Genomic DNA, 20,964 nt, shown 5'->3' on the forward strand with positions numbered 1-20,964 from the left:
CTTATTCCTACTTAACGTATATTATATTGGAAAATAAGATATATTTTAGACTTTTTTGTCTCTTTTTATCAAACCTCTCTGGAAGAAAATAAGGATGGTGCTAATGGTAACGCTGTTTGTTCGATACCTCTTATAATTGGAACATTGAACATAACGATTTTTTGTTCCTGATTCGGAGAAGTTAATAATTCATTCAAACTCAAGCCACCTTTAGGAATCGTTGTACTATATCTTTTATCAATTAGAGTAAATCCAACTGGAAAATCTTGTATTTCAGAATAAACAATTGCTCTTTTCAGCGGATTTTCATAATTATCAGTCAAATCCAAATTAGTTAAGAATTTTTTTTGATATGAACGAATCCCACCATTGTAATCACTAGGTAAATATAAATTCATTCTAATTTCAAATCTGTCAGTAGGAAATTCATGACTATCAACATCTAACAAGTATTCTCGGTTCATTTTCTGAAAATCAGAACCAGATCGACCACCATTTTTATAGTTCAAACTTAAAAACATTGCAACTATTTGTTTAGAAACCAATAGAGGATTAATTAATGTCTCAAAACTATATACCTTTTTAGAATAATCATCATCTTTATCAGTTTTTCTAATAAGATTTGAAACCGAGTTTACAAAATCAAGGTAGTGGGGAACATACTTTTTCCCAAAAAAACTATTATGTTCTCTACACAAACTATATTCCCCGGCTCCTCCTTGACTCTGCTTACCCCTCATCCCATTATGATCAAAATCATAGTCATCGGATAATATTCTTTCTAAATCAAGCGTTAATGCTTTACCGCTATTACCCGTTGCATGAGGTTGTATATGTTCAAAACTCAAATGCTCAAAAAATTTTCCACAAACTGCACATTTTCCTGGTTTCCCTTTCAAAATTTCACCCACTTTCTAAATTTTAAATTAATAACAAAAGGTATAACTTATATCAAAGCCCTATATTTGACTGGACTCAAGCTGATGCCCTGAAAACGATCGCCATTTACTTTGAAGAACTCAATTTTATCTTTGCTTTCTAGTATGTTCTGAACATTATAGATACGATAAAGAACATAATTATCTGAATGTTTCAAGGCAAAATCAACTTCATTATCACTAATATAAAAAGGTGCATCTTTTCCTTGGGTCGTCGTCTTTACTTCAATAAAAACTTCACGACCCTCTTCATCGAACGATAAAATATCGTATCCCAAACCATCACCTTGTTTAACAGAAACATGTTCCACCTTTTCTGCCAAATCTGGATATCTTTTTAACTTTTCTTTTTCAAAATTTAAGACAGCTTTTTCACCGAAGAAACCAACCTCACTATTACTTTTTTGCACTTCATCATACTTAACCTTTCGACCTTTCTTAATCGTATTACTACTGTTCACAGGTTTTTCTTTAGAAGTTGATGGGGCAGCTGTTTCAATCAATTGAGCAACTGGTAGTTTTTGGGCAATTTTTCTGCACTATCGCTGGACAAAGAATCTGATCTTTCATTAACAGACAGAATGTATTCAATACTTTCCGCAACATTATGACTATTAACTAAAACTTTCTTAACATCTTTCAAACATGCTATCATATTGATCAAATCATTTTCCATCTGCTCATTAGTTGGTAAATGATTGGTTTCATATTTGATGCTAAATATATTACAACGCTCATAACCAGCGACCAGATCATTTGACTCTGTTGGTTGGAGCAAGTGAATTGGTTCCGTTGTCATACGATTATTTTTAGTTGTCAGTATATTTTGAAAATGTTTAACCACATATTTTGCTTGTTTTTTGGCATTGTGACCGTAAGTATCTTTAAAAAATGTCCAACCTTGATTTAATGAAACATATACACTTTTCATGTCAGAGGAAAAGAGATAAACGATATAAAAGTCACGAGTAGCTGATGTTGATATTTCTTCATCAAAAACTCCAATCCAAGGAACAGTTGCCCATTGTCCTTGACCAGGTGAACCAGATGTGACAATACCATCACCTAACACATCGTCTTCTACATTCTCTTGAAATCCATCTCGTAAAAGTTTAGCTAAAGGATTTTTTGCAAATGCCCTTTCTTTTTCACGTGTATAATCACTGAGGACTGTGCTGATAATACTTCTTATAGTCATACCATTCTCTCCTATACATTTTTGTATTTATTGTATAGCACAAAGAGACAAAGTTCAGTTTTTTGTATACTTTTTTTCGTTTCAACACAAAAACTCCACTTCCTGTTTATCAGGATAGCGGAGCTTTTTAATATACAAATATTATTGTTAATACTAGTTAAAATTGACGTTCACCAGACAAGTAAACCTCTTTATCTTCTTGTTGAACGGCCTTAACATCTACTAATGGATTTTCGTCCAAAACCAAAAAGTCAGCATACTTTCCCTTTTCCAATGAACCATATTCATCAGAGACCTTCATCAATTCGGCAGCGTTCCATGATGTGTACAAGGCCTCAAATGGTGTTGCATCTTCATTCTTAACCATCAATTCCAATTCAACAGGCGTCATATCGAAGCCATTAAATGGCGTTCCAGCATCTGTACCAAGAGTCACCTTAACTCCCTTTTTCCACGCTTTTTTGATATTTTCAAAACCGTCATCCAAAGCTACTTGCATTTTCTTGCTTTCCCACTCCGGGATCTTTCCCTTAGCAAGTTCAGCTACACCCCACGCAGCGATCAATGTTGGTGTCAAATAAGTGCCATTCTTGGCCATCATATCAGCTTCTTCATCGTTGACATAAAAACCGTGTTCAATTGAATCCACTCCCGCTTCAAGTGCATTCATAATTCCTGGATTACCTTCAGCGTGAGCACCAACTGGTACTCCTTGGTGATGAGCCTCGACAACTGCTGTGCGCATTTCTTCAACACTTAATTGTGTACTCGACATGTCATCTCCGGCGGTCATAACACCACCGGTGGCAATCAATTTAACTGCTTTGACCCCTTTTTTCAATCCAACACGAACAGCATGACGCATCGCATCAGGAGAATCAACAAGGTTACCCATATTCGGCATATCCCCATGACCACCCGTCATCGAAAAAGCGCCACCGGAAGGCAAAATGTGAGGGACTTTCTTCAATTTACCTTCTTTACTCATGCGGTTGAAAGTAATGTCGACATCATATGCACTGCCACATTCCCGGATATAAGTCACACCTGATTTTAAAAGAGTACGTAGACTATCGACCGATCGAACTGCAATTTCAGTTTCGTTAGTGTTTGAACCACCATCACCACGACTAGGATCAGCAACAATATGTGTATGACAGTTCATAAGCCCAGGAATAACATACTTACCATGCAAGTCAACTGCTTCCTCAGGACCGTCCCCCGTCCCCATTTTCGTAATTTTACCTGTTTCTTGGTCAACAGCAAACCAGCTGTTTTCTTCAATATGATCATGTTTTCCGTCAAATAAATTAAAATTTTTAAAACTAACTTCTGCCATCGCTATTCCTCTTTCTAATTTTTAACTAATCTTTTTATCATGATAATTCTTAATTAATAATTTGTAAATAGAGTATTTTTGTTATTTAAACAACATTTATAAGCGTTTAATGTATAAAGATTTCTAAATTAATTTTATCATTACATTAATAAAATTAAAGACTTGCAATTATTTTATAATAGTTCTATCATAATCATAATTTAAAAAATAACAAAAGGAAAAAGCTAATGACTTTTAACTCTGGGAACCAATTAAGCCTAATTAAATCCCTAGCTATTATCGCCTTGCCTGCCATTTTGATTACTGTCATTTTGTCAATTATCATTTTGCAGCCTGTGCGAATAATCAGCTAGTTTTTTCGACATTAGCTTTTTTGTAAATCCGCACAGGCAACCATAAACTGTACGGAAATATTTTTTCTCGAGATCCGTGCAAACAATAATTGTCTGTACGGATTTTTCTTTTGTCATTTGGAAAATAAAAAAATGAGAAGAGGTATATCGAATGTCTTTTGTATTTTCAATTTTTATGGTCATGCTCTTCATCTTAATTGGTGAATGGGTATCGAAGGCCAGCCATGCATACATCCCATCAGTTTTCATTACTGCCATCTTATTTGTGATCAGTTATTGGACTTTCATGCCCAAAACATTCGTTGCTTCTGCTTCTTTTGGTCCACAATTCGCCCAAATTTGTATCGCCCTACTTCTCGTTCATCTTGGAACATTGATGAGCCTGAAGCAACTGCTGAAGCAGTGGAAAGCGGTCTGTATTTCCTTACTGGGCGTTTGTGGCACTATCGCTTTAACACTAATCGTCGGCCACTTCTTCTTTAACTGGAAATCGGTCATTGCTGCTATTCCGCCTTTAACTGGAGGCCTCGTCTCAGCAACACTTATGGTAACTGGTTTAAAGGCTCAAGGATTGACCGCCTTTATTGCACTACCTGTTACTATGTTTGTTACGCATTCAATCTTTGGTTACCCACTAACAGCTGCTCTTCTCAAATCGGAAAGTAAGCGGTTATTATCCAACTTTTCACAGGCAAAGGCTGAAAATCCAGACCTTGTAACCAAAGTTGAAGACGAAAATCAAGTAACCAAAAAGTCAGTAGTACCGGAGGGCTATAGCACGTCAGCATACATGATCACCAAAGTAGCAGCTGTCGCTCTATTAGCTCAATTATTTGGCATGTTAACTCATAACTTCCTTAATGTTAACGTCGTCTACCTTATTTTTGGTGTCTTAGCTCATCAGCTTGGATTCTTGGAAGACAAAGTTCTAGAGAAAGCTGGGGTTTCCAACTGGCTCATGTATGGATTGATTGCCTTCGTCTTTTCACAACTAAGCGTTGTCACGCCAAATGGTATGCTGTCCATCATTGGTGAGATCATCGTCTTAATCTTGTTAGGAATGCTTGGCATGTTCTTGGCATCCTGGGCATTATCAAAACCATTTGGTATGTCTTGGCAAATGGCATTTGCCTGTGCTTTGACCGCCTTATTTGGTTTTCCAGCAGACTACATTATGACAAATGAAGTTGCCAATAACGTTGCGCAAAATGAAGAAGAAAAAAATTATCTTCTAAATAACATGATGCCAAAGATGCTCGTCGGTGGTTTTGCCACCGTTTCAGTCGCCTCGGTTATCATCGCTTCAATTTTTATGAAACTGTTATGATTGGAGAATAAAAATGGTTAATAACAAAATTACCGAATATGTTCAAAATCACATCACTGATTTTTTCGATTACCTAACATTTCAAAGTATCTCAACTCAAAACAAGGGGATTCCAGAGACTACGAAATGGCTCGTACAACAGTTTAAAGAATTAGGTGCGGAAGTTGCTGAAACTTGGCATGACCAAGGAGCCAATCCAATTGTTTATGCTTCTTTTAAGGGAAACAGTGACAAAACAGTATTGTTTTACAACCATTATGACGTTCAACCACCCGAACCACTCTCCGAATGGAAGAGCGATCCATTCATCCCGACCGTCCGAGAAGGAAAAATCTTTGCTCGTGGCATTTGTGATGACAAAGGCGAATTAATTTCACGACTGACGATTATTAAGTACTTTATGGAAAACGGTGGTCTACCAGTCAATATGAAATTTTTTGTTGAAGGTTCCGAAGAAATTGGTAGTCCAAAAGTTGATGAATACGTTTCAGCCCATCAAAAAGAACTGGCATCAGATGTCTGTATTTGGGAAGGTGGCAGCAAAGATGAAAATGAAGATTTTCAAATTACTTGTGGTTTAAAAGGCGTGATTGCTCTTGACCTAGAGGTCAAAACGGCCACTCGTGATATTCACTCATCGCTAGCAACCTATGCCCCAAATGCAGCTTGGCGGCTTGTTCAAGCACTAAACTCGATGAAATCAATATCGGGAAAAATTGAAGTAGCTGGCTTTTATGACAAAGTCCAAGAACTAACGCCCGAAACTCAGGCGGTTGTTGATGGCACCTCATTCAATACTCGTCAGGCTATCCAGAATGCAGGAATTTTGACTGATAAATTAGTATCAAATAATCATGAGTACGACCTTGTCAACGGCACTACTATGACGATAAATGGCCTGTCTTCTGGATACCAGGGTGCCGGCGTTAAAACCATTATTCCAAAGTCAGCTGCTGCAAAAATTGACTGTCGGTTGGTTCCTGACCAGGATCCAGATGAGATTTTTGAACTAATCCGACAGCATTTAGGCCAAAATGGATTTACAGATATAAAAATCACAAAAACAGCCAGTGTTAAGCCATTCCGAACAAACCTAACTGATCCATTCATCCAGTTAACAAAGTCAGTAGCCGAGGAGGTTTACCAAGGTAAAGTCGCTCTCATACCAAACATGGCTGGGGGCGGTCCTGCCTATCCATTTTATGACGTATTAAACGACCCAATCGTGATGGTTGGTATCCACTACGCAGGTAGTGGTCCTCATGCACCAAATGAAAATATTCGAGTGCAAGACTTTATCGATGGATCAGCTTATATGGCCAAACTCTTAACTGCTTACGGAACTGAAAAATAAATCAGATATCATTGCTTATAAGGGTTATATTCTTTAAATAATTAATAAAAGCTCCTCAGTCTTTCAAGTCTGAGGAGCTTTTTAACTCATAAATAAAATGAACTGGCTTTGAGCGATCGCGGAAACTTTCACCTATTTCAACAATTTTCATGTGCACCTTAGCAAGTAATATCCGCCCTAATACCAAATTTCATACAGCTGAACCGCTAGACGCATCTTTTCATTGTCATCTGCATTGCTGAGATCCATATCGAGGATTTTTTCAATTTTTTGCAAGCGGTAAAAGGCCGTGTTGCGGTGGATGAAGAGCGCTTCAGCCGCTTTGGCGATTGATTCGTTGGAAGAAAAGAAAGTCATTAAAAGGGAAAGATACTGTTCTTGGTCAGCCACCTTGAGCTCGAAGAGCGGTTGGAGGACCGCATCGACGAAGATGGTGGCTTCTTTTTTGGGCACCAGTCGCAAGACATCCGTCACCTGTTGGGGGTTGTACTGGTGCGGCCTTTGCAACTGGCGATTTTTGGCCGTATCAAGGGCCTTGTCGGCCTCGTCGAGCAATTGTTGGAAGTTGACCAACGATTTTTGATACATCGTATAGCCGATTAGGTTGCGCTCATTGGGGAAATGGGCGAGCAGGAATTTTTCCAAATCCGGTAAGATATCCGGCAAATCAGGGGTTTCCTTGACTAAGGCAAAAATTTTGAAATTCCAATTTAGCAAGACAATCGGTTGCTTGATTTTATTGAAATACCAATAGATATAGTCCGCCACCCGATGCATCACAAATTGATGGTTACCAGTATTTTTTGACCTGGCCTCGTCGACCGCAAATGCCTGATATTGGTCATCAATATCCAAGCCATTCAACTTAAGAATTCCGACAAACGGCTCCTTAGCAATCGGTTGGGCAATAAAAGTTTCAAAGACCTCACTCTTGCGTTGGCGCTCGTTTTTGACGTTGATGTGGACCTGCAGACTTTCAAGACTAAGCAGGTTGACCATGTTTGAAATCAGCAAGTCCTCTGCTGATTTTTTAGCGGGAATTGCCGCAAAAATGACGAACCGACGCGTCAGCTTATCGATCGTTTTGAGAGGGTAAATGGTATAGCGCTCAAAAATAGTTTGAGGCTCTTCCATGTTGATTAAATCAAGATCTTTGCTGGTGTAAGCCAGGAGTTCTTCATCAATATCGGCCGTACTATTCTTGGCTTTCAGCCGACCAAAAGAGTCGATGATGTAGGCATCGACGCCGAGCATCGCCGTAATCTGATTTAGAATTTGATCATCCGGCTGTTTGGCCAAAATGTACTTAGAAATGGCCAGATTTTGATCCATAATCGCCGATAGTTGCTCGTTTTCTTCCGCCAAAATGGGCATTTCAACTTTATGCAGCATAGTGATTCTCGGGTCCACTCAAAAGAATCTTCACTTACTTATCCCAACATCTTTTTCGACCCTCTCCCCTTCGATTTGTTTCACATATCTTAAGCCTCTTGTGATTTTAATGCAAGGTCATCATCTGCTAAAAAATCAGTCAAACGATCCATGGCCATTTCCAAATTAGCCGTACTTGTTGCATAACTAATCCGGAAATAACCTTCGCCACCGGGGCCAAAAGCATCCCCAGGCACAACGCCGACCCGGGCCTGCTCCGCCAAATCAGTACAGAATTCTAAGCTACTTTCGTAGTTCGCTGGAATTTTGGCAAAGATATAGAAAGCTCCCTCAGGGGTGACTGCCTCAATGCCGGCTTTTTCAAGAGCGGCCAGCACCAAGTCCCGTCGTTCTTTATACACTTTTTTCATCGGCTCGATGTCATTAATTCCCACCGTGAAGGCCTCAATCGCTGCTTTTTGAACAATTGAAGACACATCGTAGCTATTAAAGACGTGAACCTTGGCAATCCCTTCCATCAAGGATGCGGGGGCGAAAATCACCCCAAAACGCCAACCGGTCATCGCATGCGACTTGGACAAGCCATTAAAGACAATCGTCCGTTCCGGAATAAACTTCGCAATTGAACTATGCACCTTGTCATAAGTAATTTCCGCATAAATTTCGTCGCTAATAACCGTCAAATCAAACTCGCGGGCAACGGCCGCCAAGGCCTCCAACTCATCGTCTTCATAACTGACACCAGTTGGATTGCTGGGCGTCGTCAATAAAATCGTCTTTGCCTTTGGGTTTTCCTGAGCCTCCTGGCGGAGACGCTCAGGAGTCAGCTTGAAGTCATCGTTGGCCAGGTTGATATAGTCGACCTTCCCACCGGCGATACTAATCGCTCCTTGGTAAACTGGGAAAACCGGTGAAGGCAGGAAGACCTCATCGCCTGGTTCGAGCAATGCCAAGAAGACATCCAGGATGGCCTCACTCACGCCAATCGTCGTGACGACTTCCGTTTTGGCGTCGTAGAAAATTCCATACTTTTTCGCTACGAAGTCGGCTGCCGCTTGACGAACCGCCAAGGTTCCTAGCGGATCCGTATAGTGGGTGTCGTTTTCTTGAATCGCCCAAATCCCAGCTGATTTAATATGGTCGGGGGTATCGAAATCCGGTTCCCCGACGGTCAACTTAATGATGCCCGGAATGTCTTCAATTTGCTTACTAAAGGTTGAAATGCCCTCTGGTGGCATCGACAAAATAGCATCGCGAATAATACTGTTTTGGTTCATTTTCACACCTCGATTCTTTTCATTCAGTTCATAACCAGCCAACACTCTTTTTTAATGACATCAATCCAATTCGTTGTCTGCTTCCGCCTGTTAGGATAAGTTCTTTTTCATCAATCGCAACGAAACACAACGCCCCTAACAGTTGAAAAGTAGCCAACGAAGTCGATTATCTAATTAAAATTGGCGCTGACCAGCTTGATAAACCTGCTTGTCTGCTTGCTGAACGGCCTTGACGTCTGCCAATGGGTTGTCCTTCAAAACTAAGAAATCAGCGTACTTACCGGCAGCCAATTCACCATATTCCCCGAGCTTCATCAAGGTAGCTGAGTGATGGGAACTCGACAAAGCGTCAAAATTCGTCATGCCGAGCTGGTCGACCATGATTTCAAATTCCTTTGGCGTTTCATCAAAATTAGTAAATGGGCAGCCAGCGTCAGTTCCCAAGGTAAGCTTGACGCCCGCCTTGTAAGCCTTGCGGAAATTGCGGAAGCCAGCTTCTTTGACCTCCGCGTTCTTTTGAGCTTCCCAATCGGGGAGTTCATCGCTGTGGTCGACCATGCTTTGGACAACCAACAACGTTGGCGTCAGGTAGGTCCCCTGGTCGACCATCATCTGAATTTCTTCATCCGTCAGATAGTCCCCGTGCTCAATTGAATCAACCTTAGCCTTCAAGGCATTCATGATTCCTGGGTTCGCTTCAGCGTGGGCGGCCACGATACTGCCCTTGCTGTGAGTTTCTTCAACAGCGACCGCAATTTCAGGAATCTTCAATTGTGGCTGGACCATGTTGTCGTTAATCGACATAACACCACCGGTCGCCATGACCTTGGTACACTGGGCCCCATCGGCAAAGTTTTCGCGAACTTGTTTCCGCATTTCATCGGGTGAGTCCGTGACGTTGCCACCGTGGAACAAAATGCCGTGGCCACCGGACATGGTCATTGGTGCGCCGGAAGGCATGATTTGTGGTACCTTTTCCAACTTGCCTTCTCGTTGCAATTTAGCCAACGTTCGGTCAACCCCGTAGCTACTACCGCAACCGCGGACATAGGTTACGCCTGATTTCAACAATTGGCGCAAGTGCTCGACCGAGCGAACCGTGACGGTCACGATATCGGCGAACCCATCCCCATCATGGGTATTGGGATCCAAGGAAACGTGGGTATGGGCATTAATCAAGCCGGGCATCACGTATTGGCCGTTCAAATCAACTGTTTCGCTGGCTGTTGGTGCTGTACCAGTGCCCGTTTCACTGATTTTGCCGTCATCATCGACCAAGAACCAGGCGTCCTTGGTGATTTCATCCTTGATGCCATCGAAAATGTTTGCATTTGTAAATACCGTACTCATAAGAATTAATCCTTTCTTTTGTTCAAAACAACAACTCAAATCATTACAACAACTTCAAGAAAATCGAAGCGATAATCACGGAAGCAACGGAAACTGTGGCAAATCCACCGACCAGCATCTTTGGCAATGTGTTCGCCAAAATGTAGTTTTCCTCCTCCGGCGTTTGAGCCAAGTTCTTGGCCGACTCATGCGTCACAATGTAGTCAGCTGGGAAACCAAAGAGTGCGGTTAGTGCACTGGCAAAGGCCATTTCTCGTGAGAAACCTAATGGCTTAGCCAGCAGGAAGGAAACGATAAACATGCCCAAGATTCCAAGAAGAATCATCGTCACGATTGGAATCAAAATGTTGACCAAGTTCTGTGGCGTGACGGTTGCCAAAAACGAGAAGATGTAGGAAAGCAGACCGTACATCAACCAGTTAAAGACACCAGCCTTTTCCAACACATGGCTGGGAAGCAAACCGACCTGGTGACCGATAACCCCAAAGACCAAGCAAATGATGTAAGGATTAATTGCATTCTTCATCAGTGCTGCGGCACCAAGAGCCAAGCCCGCCAGGGCCATGACCGTGAAAATCTGAAAGGCCGAGGTTTGATAAATCTTAGGTAGTCGATCAACGAACTTTGGCTTACTTTCCTCCGGTTGTTCGGGTTCTGCAACCTCCTCGAATTCACCACGATGGTAATTCGTTAGCAGGCGCTTGCCCTCTTTCTTCAAAAGAAAGGCCGTTAGTGGGTAACCAATGATGCTGTGAACAACGAACATCGAAACCGGGAAGGAAACCAGGGCCGTGATGTGCGCCGCCTTTAGCCCATTACTCATCAGAAAGGCGGCAACAATACCACCGGTCAACGGTGGCACACTGGCGATGACCGTCTTCCAGTTGAAAAGTAACAAGCCACCACCCATGGCCAATAGGGCTGTACCGGCAACGCCACACAGGGCAATCACGACAGCTCGCCATTGGTGGAGCAGCGTTTTAAAGTCCATCAACGTGCCCATGTGAACCAAGAGCGCTGCCTGAATCATGGTGGTAAAGGCTGGCGTAAAGGTCGCGGTGGTGGTCACGTTTTTTGGAACAATCGTCCAGTAACCAATTAAAAACAGCACGGCTGTGACAAAGACCGACGGGATGTAGGCCTTACTTAGCGTTGACACCCACTCCCCGACAAAGAGGAAGAGCATGATGACGCTAAGAGCAATGACAGTCTGCATATGAATCACCTCATTTCTTGCGTGGATTTGTATTGCTTGGTCCCCAGTATAGAGACTTCCCCAAAATAATAATTTGAACAAATAAACAAAAAATTCATGCGCCCTCGTGAAAAATAGCCAAAAGAAATCAACACGTAATCTTCGGCTAAAATCAGCCCCCTGTTGAAAATTCATTCCAAACAATTGCTAAATTGGGAATTGAAAGCCCTTTCTCTTTGACCTTTTCCACCGTTTTTTTTCGTTACACAGACGTAAAAAAACGCCCCTCCTCATCAACTTTTGGTTGATGAGGAAGAGCGCTTACTCGATTATTTGTTGTTTTGGTGGTTTTTTCTGGCGGACGGTCGGCACATCCCTGGTCGTAAAGCCACTCAGACACCCCTAGGCTATTTTTTGACCAATTCCTTGATAAAGATCATCAGCTTAAAGGTTTCATCGGCTGAAAGATAGGCCGTCTTGTAGCATGCCACTACCTCCGCCGGACTCGTTGGCTGTTCACCCTCGATATACCACTTTTCAATTTGTGGCTTCAATTCCTTTTCCAATTCGGCATAGCCAAACTCTTGCTTGCTTTCAATGGCAATCAAGGCGTGCAGGATGGCGTGCTCGATTAAGTTACAGTAGACCAAGCGAGTCTTTTGTTGACTAGCATAAGGATACTGTTCCACTTTAATCATGGCCGGATCGGCCAAGTTAAGGTACCGACTTTCATCGATATGATGGCAGTAAAGGCCCTCTGCCGTCCGATCAATCGCTGGATTTTTTGGCAAAGAATACGTTTCGCCAGCCAAAAAGGCCTGGTAGTTATCTTCAGCAAAGTAATTATCCTTGGCCGGACCGTACTTTTGTAAAAGTTCCGCCACGGCATCCGAATAGGATAATTTCAGCAATTGCATATATTGGTCGAGTTGTTCTGTCATGGCATGTCTCCTTTTAGCTGTTGATAAACTTTCTTCCCCCATCTTACCGCAACAACCATAAAATTTCTGGTCAATCACCTGTTTTACCAAAATTTTCCACTGAAAAATCAGCCTAATTCTAAATATTTTTTTATCAGCACCAAAGAATCCGTCAAAGTAGCGCCCAGACTGATTTTTCAGATGAATTTTAACCAAGAAAGAGCTCACATTTTTCTCACTTTTCTCTAATTAATGCTTGACAGGCGAAAAAATATTCATTATGCTGTTGTCAACAAGTTGGCGAAAAGCCAATGTTAATCAAAAAACGATGATCGGAAATTTTAGTTGACTTTGTTTTCACAGAAAAGCTGGATGTTAATTCGTGAGAACCGGCCAAACAAACCAACTAAATCGTGCCCGTGAGTTATCTTTCGAAATGAGTAGAAAGAATCGGTCAATGGCCCGTTACCGCCAAAGTCTTTTTTGACTTGCTGAGCTGGGAGTGTGCAAACCTTCTAGGAACTGAGGTGGTACCGCGCAAAAACGCCCTCTGACAGAATAATCGTCTGTCAGAGGGCGTTTTTTTATTTGATTTATCGGCTAGAGGAGAACAGATTATGACAACAACAACATTTTTTCAAAACCAATTTTACGGTAAGAGCATTTTGAAGGAGACTGATTTATCAGTCAACGAACTAAACTACTTGGTTGATTACGGCTTGCACTTAAAGGGACTGGCCAAGCAAAACATTCATACCAAGCTGTTGGCCGACAAGAACATCGCCTTGATTTTTGAAAAGAACTCAACGCGAACCATGTCCGCCTTTACTACGGCGGCCAACGAACTTGGCGCCCATCCCGTTTTCTTGGGCAAGGACGAAATCCACTTGTTCCACAAGGAATCGATTGAAGATACCGCTAAGGTTTTGGGTTCCATGTACGACGCCATTGAATTCCGTGGCTTCCGCCAATCAAGTGTCGAAGCCTTGGCTAAATACTCCGGCGTTCCCGTTTGGAACGGCCTAACGGATGACTGGCACCCAACGCAAACCATCCCCGACTTGATGACTATCAAGGAAAACTTCGGCCACTTAGCCGGCTTAAAGGTTGCCTACCTCGGTGATGGCCGCAACAACGTGGCCCACTCCTTACTAGTTGGTTGTGCGATGGCCGGCGTCAACGTTGCCATTGTTAGTCCGGAATCATTGCAACCGGCTGCTGAAGTCTTAGAAATTGCCCAGGGTTATGCCAAGGAAACCGGTGCTGAAATCACCATCACTTCTGACTTGGCCACCGGCTTAAAGGACGCCAACGTTGTCACCACCGATGTTTGGGTTTCCATGGGCGAGGATAACTGGAAGGAACGCATCGACTTACTCCTTCCTTACCAGGTCAACATGAGCGCCTTGGCTATGACTGGCCACCTCGATGACGGTCAATTGATTGTCCTCCACTGCTTGCCTGCCTTCCACGACCTTCGGACCGAAGTTGGTAAGGAAGTTTACGTCAAGTATGGCCTCAAGGAAATGGAAATCACCGACGAGGTCTTCCAAAGCCAATACGGTCGCCAATTCGATGAAGCCGAAAACCGAAAGCACGGGATCAAGGCCATGATGGCCACCACACTCGGCACCCAATTTATTCCAAAAATTTAAAACCATTGATTGGCCAAGCAAGAGATTGATCTTCGCGGCCAGAATTCCCATATTAGTAACACAGAAAGGAAGCTTGCTATGAATGCCGCGATTACAGGCGTTACCGGTTATGCCGGCATGCAACTTTACGCCCTCTTACAAGAACACCCCGAAGTCGAGACGATTAACGTCTACCAACACGATTTAGACGATGCTATCCCCCTTGTCGACCTCAACCCCCGTTTGAACTTGCCACATCCCCAGCTCGCCTATCCTTACGATAGCCAAGAAATCATGGCCAACAACGACCTGATTTTCCTAGCAACGCCGGCCGGGGTTGCCATCAATTTGGCCGAACCCTTCTTGAAGGCTCACTTCCCCGTGATTGACCTTTCCGGTGACTTCCGCCTGAAGGACCCAGCCGAATACGAGAAGTGGTACCACCTCAGCCCAGCTAAGGAAGCTGATTTGCAAAACGCCTACTACGGCTTGGCCGACATCTACGAAAATCCGGGTGCCTCATACATCGCCAACCCCGGCTGCTACGCAACGGCCACCCTCTTGGGATTAGCCCCCGCTGTCATGGGTGATTTGATCGATCCCGATTCGATTGTCGTCGATGCCAAATCAGGATTGTCCGGTGCCGGCAAGTCACTGAGCTCGTCATCGCACTTTAGCCGATCAAACGAAAACCTACAGATTTACAAGGCGAACCAGCACAAGCATATTCCAGAAATCTTGGCCGAGCTCAGCAAGTGGAACCCAAAGGTTCAACACCTGCAATTCATGACCACCCTGGTCCCTATCGACCGCGGCATTATGGCCACGATTTATGCCAAGGTTAAGCCCGGCATTGACGAAATGGCGATTCTTAACTACTACCATGACCTCTATGATGAGGATCCATTCGTCCAAATTTGCGACGATTACCTGCCCGACATCAAGTCCGTCATCGGAACCAACAACTGCAAGATTGGCCTGACCTTCAATCCCGTTACTGGTTACCTGACCATTGACTCCGTCATTGACAACATGCTTAAGGGCGCAGCCGGACAAGCCATCCAAAACATGAACCAGTTGCTGAACTACCCAGTAACTGCTGGATTGGAATTAACAGCCTTAGCCTTTTAAGGAGGGCTGAGTATAAGATGTGGCCTGATAAGATTTTTGGCGGGACCGGTCATAACGAGGTCGCTTAAACCTTTGCATCGCCCCACCAATCCTACCAACACCTAGACCAAAATAAACAAACATTTAACCCCCTTTATATAGAAGAAAAGGAGAACTTCTTATGCAAGAAATTGACTTTACCTGGCCCAAAGGTTTCCAAACGGGCACGGCCCATGCGGGCTTTAAAGAAGACCAACAACTCGATATGGCCTGGATTGTTTCAGATGTTCCAGCCGTAGCCGCTGGCGTTTATACCAAAAACCAATTCCAAGCCGCTCCGGTGCAGTTCACCAAAAATCTGATTAACCAGAACCACGAGCTCCAAGCCATCGTGATTAATTCTGGTAATGCGAACTCTTTCACCGGCCAAGAAGGCTTGGAGCACGCAGCTGAAACCCACCAACTGGCTGCCACTAAATTAGCCATCGACCCCGACCTCGTGGCCGTTGCCTCGACCGGTGTCATTGGTAAGCAACTGGAAATGGACAAAATTGAAAACGGCCTGGACCAATTAGGTTTGACCCCCGAATCCGACATTGCCCACGCCATTTTGACAACGGACTCCTGCGAAAAGAAGACCACGGTTTCCGTCATGGTTGCTGGCCAAGCCGTTACCATTACGGGGATTGCCAAGGGTTCTGGTATGATTCACCCAAACATGGGCACTACCTTAGGCTTTATTACCACGGATGCCAACATCACGGGTGAAGCCCTCCAGGGTCTTCTATCCGACTTGATTCAATCTTCCTTCAATCAAATCACGGTCGATGGCTGCATGTCCACCAACGATATGGTCCTCGTCCTTGCTAACGGCCAAGCGGAAAACGCACTGCTTGACCAAAGTGCAGCACAAGCCGACGCCTTGGCTGATTTCAAAGCCGGACTAAAGGCGGTTTTGGTCGCATTGGCCAAGATGGTCGCTCAGGATGGCGAAGGATCCAACAAGTTTGTCCAAGCAACCGTTGTCAACGCTGCTTCAGTAGTTGAAGCCAACCAGGTTGCCCGGGCGATTGTCGGTTCCAACCTGATCAAGGCCATGCTCTTTGGCGAAGAAAACAATTGGGGTCGAATCGTCCAAGCCATTGGCCAAACCCAAGCGCAAATCAGCCCCAACCACCTCGATATTTTCTTGGCCGATGTGCCGCTCGTCAAGGACATCCAAAAAGTCTTGGCTGACCAAGACCAAGTAGCAGCCATCCTTGCCCAAGATGAAATCGACTTGACCATTGACTTGCACGTTGGCGAAGCAACTGGCCAAGCCTGGGGCTGTGACTTGACCTACAAGTATGTTGAAATCAACGCTGCCTACGAGGGTTAAGACCATGATTGTCATTAAAATCGGTGGCAATGCCATCAGCCAATTAAAAGACGATTTCTTCCACCAAGTCAAGGAATGGACCAAGGAAGGCCAGCAAGTGGTCATCCTGCACGGTGGTGGGCAACTGATTTCCTCCACCTGTGCCTTCTTTGACCTACCAACCGAAAAGATTGACGGAATTCGCGTCACGCCACCAAGCGTTCTGGCCCTCACCAGCCACCTGTTGACCAACGTCATCCAGCCTCATTTTCAAAATCAGCTGGCCCAGGAAGGTATCCCAGCCCTCGCCGTGAACCAAGAAGCCGGTCCCCTCTTCACCGCCGACTACCTTGATCAGGACACGTATGGCGAGGTCGGCGAGGTCACGGGCATCGATGAAGCGGTGCTGGCACAGGTTAACCAAGAGAGCAACGAGCAAAACCCCGTGTTATTGGTCAACTCACTCGCCAGCGGCCCAAATGGCACCCTCAACGTGAACGCCGACTCAGCTGCTCAGGCACTGGCTACCATGGCATCAGCCGACCAGCTGGTCCTCTTAACCGATGTCCCGGGAGTCCTCGTCAACGAAGAAGTCGTTACAGCCCTTAACCCGCTCAAAGCCAACCAATTGATTGACCAGGAATTGATTACCGCTGGCATGGTGCCCAAGCTCCAGGCCGCGTTTTCCGCTCTGCACCATGGTGTCCACAAGATTACCATTACCAATCACCTTGGCCAAGGAACAAAGTTAGAACTATGATACGGACAAAAAATCGACAATTTTATCTCGCTTTTTTGGGGACTGTAAGCCCAGGCTTTTTTAAGTGCGCCTTCTTGACCGCTTAGTAGTGGAAAACGGCGAACAAGTCCCTGATTTTCGCCATCCTAAAACAGACCAGTAGAACCAATAGGAGGCTTTACCATGACAACGACTATGCATACTTACGACCAATTCCCCTTTGACATCGTGGATGGACACGATGCTTATCTCATCGACGACCAGGGTAAGGAATACCTCGACCTGACTGCCGGTATTGGTGTCTGCAACTTTGGCTACAGCAACCAGCAAATTAAGCAGGCCGTGGCCGACCAGGTGGAAAAGGTCTGGCATATTACCAACTTATACCAAAACCAGCTCGCCGAAGAAGTCGCAGCAGACCTCTGCCCAGATGGTTACCAGGCCTTTTTCTGTAACTCTGGGACCGAAGCCAATGAAGCCGCGATTAAATTAGCCCACAAGGCGACTGGCAAGCACGAGCTCGTTGCCTTTGACTATGGTTTCCATGGCCGGACCACCGGTTCGCTATCTGTGACAGGCTATCCCCACATTCAAGAAGGCTTCGCTCCTTTGATGCCGGCAGTCAAGATGGTGCCATTTAACGATCCAGCTGCCCTCGATGCGATTACCGAGGACACCGCTGCCGTGATTCTCGAAGTCATCCAGGGTGAAGGTGGCATTAATGTTGGGCAGGCAGAATGGTTGCACCAAGTGCAAGACAAGTGTCATGCAACCGGTACCCTGTTGATTATTGACGAAGTCCAAAGCGGCATGGGCCGGACTGGTCACCGTTTTGCCTTTGAACACTACGGTTTGGAACCAGACATGATTACGGTGGCCAAGGGATTGGCGAATGGCCTGCCTGTTGGGGCCCTCCTCGCCAAGGAAAGTGTTGCCAAGCACTTCCAGCCAGGTGACCATGGCACGACCTTTGGTGGCAACAAGGTCGTGATGTCCGCCGCTAAGGAAGTCTTGAAGCAACTGAACCCCGAATTCTTGGCCACAGTCCAGGCCAAGGGTGACTGGCTCTTTGACCAGCTGGAACAAAAACTCAGTCCGCTAGCAGCCGTCACTGGCATCAGTGGTGCCGGTTTGATGGTTGGGATTCACTTGGCTGATTCTCTGCCTGTTGGTCAGGTCATTCAGGCCCTCCAAAAAGAAGGCATCCTGACCCTCTCTGCCCGTGGCAACACGCTGCGTCTTTTGCCACCATTGATTGTGAATCAAGACGATTTGGCCCAGGCTATCGACAAAATCAGCCAAACCATTCAACAACTTAGTGCTACTGACCAAGCCGTTGCTGCTAAATGACCTTAATGGTCATTTTTTATTTTTTGGGAATTTTCCGATTGATTTAACGGTTAAAATTCTGGCCCACTAAGATTTCATTAGTTCATCTGAGCTCGAATTTTTTGCCCCAAAAACGTCAAGTTACTTTTTAAACAAGATAAATTTCCTCTCTTTTTTGACTTTTTAATCAATTTTTTTTAGAATCATTTTTTCTTTCATAAAAATCTCCAAAACGCCAAATTTTCGCCTTTTTACTTAACACTTACTCTTTGCTAACCCAAGGGTAAATGTCATATTTCCTAACAAAAATCCTTTTCGCATAATCTTTTCATTCTATGATAGACGAAATCGCAACGAAACACAGACTTATATTAGGAATTTATGATAATTGTTCGTTTGAATCTAAGATTCAAAGTAGAAGGAGGATGCTTATGGCACAACCTATTCAAGAGACCGAGGTTAATCAAGACGGAACCAAGCGCTCTCTAAGCAACCGTCACGTGCAAATGATTGCCATCGGCGGTACCATTGGAACCGGACTTTTCCTGGGTGCGGGCTCAACGATTTCAAAATCAGGCCCCACAATTTTAATTCTCTACGCCGTATTGGGCACGCTCTTTTTCTTCATGATGCGCGCCATCGGTGAAATGCTTTACTCACAACCCGACCAACACACCTTCGTTGGTTTTATCTCTAAGTATTTGGGCAAAGGCCCCGGGGTCTTTGCTGGCTTGACCTACTGGTTGGCACTGATTTTTGCCGGAATGTCTGAATTGACGGCCATTGCAACTTATGTCAAGTTCTGGTTCCCAACCTGGAACACGGCCGTGATTGAAATTTCTTTCCTCGCCGTCTTGGTTTTGCTCAACATTTTGGCAGCCAGGGCCTTTGGTGAAACAGAATTCTGGTTCGCGATGATCAAAATCATCGCCATCATTTCGTTGATTGTGACCGGAATCTTCATGGTCATGACCGGCTTTAAGAGCCCTGGTGGGGCAACGGCCAGTTTTGGAAACATTTTCCATAACTTTAGTCTCTTCCCTAACGGCTTCCAAGCCTTCCTTGGCTCCATCCCAATGGTCTTCTTCGCGATGGCCGGGATGGAATTCGTCGGCATCACCATTGGTGAAACCAAGAACCCTCGCAAGGTTTTGAAGAAGGCCATTAACGAAACCGTTTACCGTGTTTTGTTGTTCTACATCGGCGCCTTAATCATCATCATGTCCATCATGCCATGGACAAGCATCACTGCCGGCAACAGTCCATTCGTGCAAGTCTTCAAGTTGGCTGGTATGCCAGCAGCCGCAGCTGTGATTAACTTCGTGGTTTTGACTTCTGCTTCCTCAGCTTTGAACAGTGTCCTCTTCTCAAGTGGTCGACACCTCTACCAGCTTTCTCGCGAGTTAGACTGGAAGCCATTGGCTAAGATTGCTAAGGCTGGTATTCCAACCCCTGCCATCCTCTTCTCCGGCGCACTGTTGCTCTTCGCACCCGTGATTGCTTCCATCCCATCTATCAGCGATGCCTTCCAGTTCGTTACTGGTGGTGCCAGTGACCTCTACTTGGTAGTCTACTTGATGACGATGGTCGCTCACCGACGTTTCCGTGTTTCACCAGAATTCATGCCGGATGGCTTCAAGATGCCTGGATACCGTTACACGAGTCCAATTACCATCGTATCCTTCGTCCTCGTCTTCTTGTCACTCTTCGCTAATCCAAACGATGTTATTCCCGCTACTGGGGCCATCATTTGGGTAATCGTCTTCGGCGGCTACTGCTACTTACGCTTCCGTAACCAAGAAGTGGCAACAATTTAATTGACTGTGTTTAGTTAATCAAAGTGTCCGTGTTCACACGGGCGCTTTTTTTGTTCGTTTAAATCAGCTTCCTTCTATTATATAGGGTCCTTTCACTTGCCAAAATCCCATGCCAATTCCCTTCCCTTGCCGTTAATTCAAACTGATTCTACCCGCCAAGCCTGCCAATCCACTAATTTAATAAAAACTGTTTAAGTTTATCCAAAACTCAGGTTTGAACACGAGGCTTTGTGGTAAACTGATTTTGACGATGAATTCTAACCTATTAAGGCTAAAGCACCGCCAGATGTCGCCTGGCCCTTCTTTTTCAAGAAACGGGCGGCTCTTGTTTGTTA

17 protein-coding genes are annotated in these 20,964 nt (G+C 44.5%); 8 read left to right on the forward strand and 9 right to left on the reverse strand.

The window, feature by feature from the left end; all coding sequences use genetic code 11:
* Positions 1-68: 68 nt before the first annotated feature.
* From AABI08_RS05255 to AABI08_RS05270, 4 genes are all read right to left on the reverse strand, one after another.
* Positions 69-899: a hypothetical protein gene (locus AABI08_RS05255; protein WP_338344397.1), complete on the reverse strand. Its 831-nt coding sequence runs from the start codon at positions 897-899 to the stop codon at positions 69-71.
* Positions 900-946: 47 nt separating this feature from the next.
* Positions 947-1,441 carry a protein NO VEIN domain-containing protein gene (locus AABI08_RS05260; RefSeq protein ID WP_338343950.1) on the reverse strand — a complete coding sequence of 165 codons (495 nt, stop codon included), beginning with the start codon at positions 1,439-1,441 and terminating at the stop codon, positions 947-949.
* Complete coding sequence (locus AABI08_RS05265; RefSeq protein WP_338343949.1) at positions 1,438-2,136, reverse strand: MrcB family domain-containing protein; 699 nt, start codon at positions 2,134-2,136, stop codon at positions 1,438-1,440. The genes AABI08_RS05260 and AABI08_RS05265 overlap by 4 nt, the downstream gene beginning before the upstream one ends.
* Before the next feature lie 157 nt (positions 2,137-2,293).
* Complete coding sequence (locus AABI08_RS05270) at positions 2,294-3,475, reverse strand: metal-dependent hydrolase family protein (RefSeq protein ID WP_338343948.1); 1,182 nt, start codon at positions 3,473-3,475, stop codon at positions 2,294-2,296.
* 504 nt (positions 3,476-3,979) lie between these two features.
* Here AABI08_RS05270 and AABI08_RS05275 point away from each other — a divergent pair.
* Together AABI08_RS05275 and AABI08_RS05280 are read left to right on the forward strand one after the other, a co-directional pair.
* The gene (locus AABI08_RS05275; protein WP_338343947.1) at positions 3,980-5,155 is read left to right on the forward strand and encodes a hypothetical protein; all 1,176 of its coding nucleotides are present in this window, start codon (positions 3,980-3,982) and stop codon (positions 5,153-5,155) included.
* Between the two features lie 13 nt (positions 5,156-5,168).
* On the forward strand, positions 5,169-6,509 hold the full coding sequence (locus AABI08_RS05280) for a M20/M25/M40 family metallo-hydrolase (protein ID WP_338344399.1): 1,341 nt from the start codon (positions 5,169-5,171) through the stop codon (positions 6,507-6,509).
* A gap of 177 nt (positions 6,510-6,686) precedes the next feature.
* Here AABI08_RS05280 and AABI08_RS05285 read toward each other — a convergent pair whose 3' ends face one another.
* From AABI08_RS05285 to AABI08_RS05305, 5 genes are all read right to left on the reverse strand, one after another.
* Positions 6,687-7,901, reverse strand: coding sequence for a PucR family transcriptional regulator (locus tag AABI08_RS05285; protein WP_338343945.1), 1,215 nt, complete (start codon positions 7,899-7,901; stop codon positions 6,687-6,689).
* 89 nt (positions 7,902-7,990) lie between these two features.
* Positions 7,991-9,178: an aminotransferase class I/II-fold pyridoxal phosphate-dependent enzyme gene (locus AABI08_RS05290; RefSeq protein WP_338343944.1), complete on the reverse strand. Its 1,188-nt coding sequence runs from the start codon at positions 9,176-9,178 to the stop codon at positions 7,991-7,993.
* 174 nt (positions 9,179-9,352) lie between these two features.
* A complete protein-coding gene (locus AABI08_RS05295) occupies positions 9,353-10,528 on the reverse strand; it encodes a metal-dependent hydrolase family protein (protein ID WP_338343943.1) in 1,176 nt (391 codons plus the stop codon).
* Between the two features lie 43 nt (positions 10,529-10,571).
* On the reverse strand, positions 10,572-11,744 hold the full coding sequence (locus AABI08_RS05300; protein ID WP_338343942.1) for a hypothetical protein: 1,173 nt from the start codon (positions 11,742-11,744) through the stop codon (positions 10,572-10,574).
* 386 nt (positions 11,745-12,130) lie between these two features.
* The gene (locus AABI08_RS05305) at positions 12,131-12,664 is read right to left on the reverse strand and encodes an SAV1803-related protein (RefSeq protein WP_338343941.1); all 534 of its coding nucleotides are present in this window, start codon (positions 12,662-12,664) and stop codon (positions 12,131-12,133) included.
* Between the two features lie 596 nt (positions 12,665-13,260).
* Here AABI08_RS05305 and argF point away from each other — a divergent pair.
* The 6 genes from argF (at position 13,261) to AABI08_RS05335 (ending at position 20,629) form a co-directional block, all read left to right on the forward strand.
* A complete protein-coding gene (gene argF, locus AABI08_RS05310) occupies positions 13,261-14,298 on the forward strand; it encodes an ornithine carbamoyltransferase (RefSeq protein WP_338343940.1) in 1,038 nt (345 codons plus the stop codon).
* Between the two features lie 78 nt (positions 14,299-14,376).
* The gene (argC, locus tag AABI08_RS05315) at positions 14,377-15,408 is read left to right on the forward strand and encodes an N-acetyl-gamma-glutamyl-phosphate reductase (RefSeq protein WP_338343939.1); all 1,032 of its coding nucleotides are present in this window, start codon (positions 14,377-14,379) and stop codon (positions 15,406-15,408) included.
* 160 nt (positions 15,409-15,568) lie between these two features.
* Positions 15,569-16,765, forward strand: a complete 1,197-nt coding sequence (gene argJ, locus AABI08_RS05320; RefSeq protein WP_338344403.1) for a bifunctional glutamate N-acetyltransferase/amino-acid acetyltransferase ArgJ — start codon at positions 15,569-15,571, stop codon at positions 16,763-16,765.
* Positions 16,766-16,769: 4 nt separating this feature from the next.
* Positions 16,770-17,504, forward strand: a complete 735-nt coding sequence (gene argB / locus AABI08_RS05325) for an acetylglutamate kinase (protein WP_338343937.1) — start codon at positions 16,770-16,772, stop codon at positions 17,502-17,504.
* 162 nt (positions 17,505-17,666) lie between these two features.
* Positions 17,667-18,833 carry an acetylornithine transaminase gene (locus AABI08_RS05330; RefSeq protein WP_338343936.1) on the forward strand — a complete coding sequence of 389 codons (1,167 nt, stop codon included), beginning with the start codon at positions 17,667-17,669 and terminating at the stop codon, positions 18,831-18,833.
* Between the two features lie 410 nt (positions 18,834-19,243).
* Complete coding sequence (locus tag AABI08_RS05335) at positions 19,244-20,629, forward strand: amino acid permease (protein ID WP_338343935.1); 1,386 nt, start codon at positions 19,244-19,246, stop codon at positions 20,627-20,629.
* The last annotated feature ends 335 nt before the right edge of the window (positions 20,630-20,964 follow it).

The sequence above is a fragment of the Fructobacillus evanidus genome, from assembly GCF_963580165.1.
In the GTDB taxonomy this organism is placed as follows: Bacteria; Bacillota; Bacilli; order Lactobacillales; family Lactobacillaceae; genus Fructobacillus; species Fructobacillus evanidus.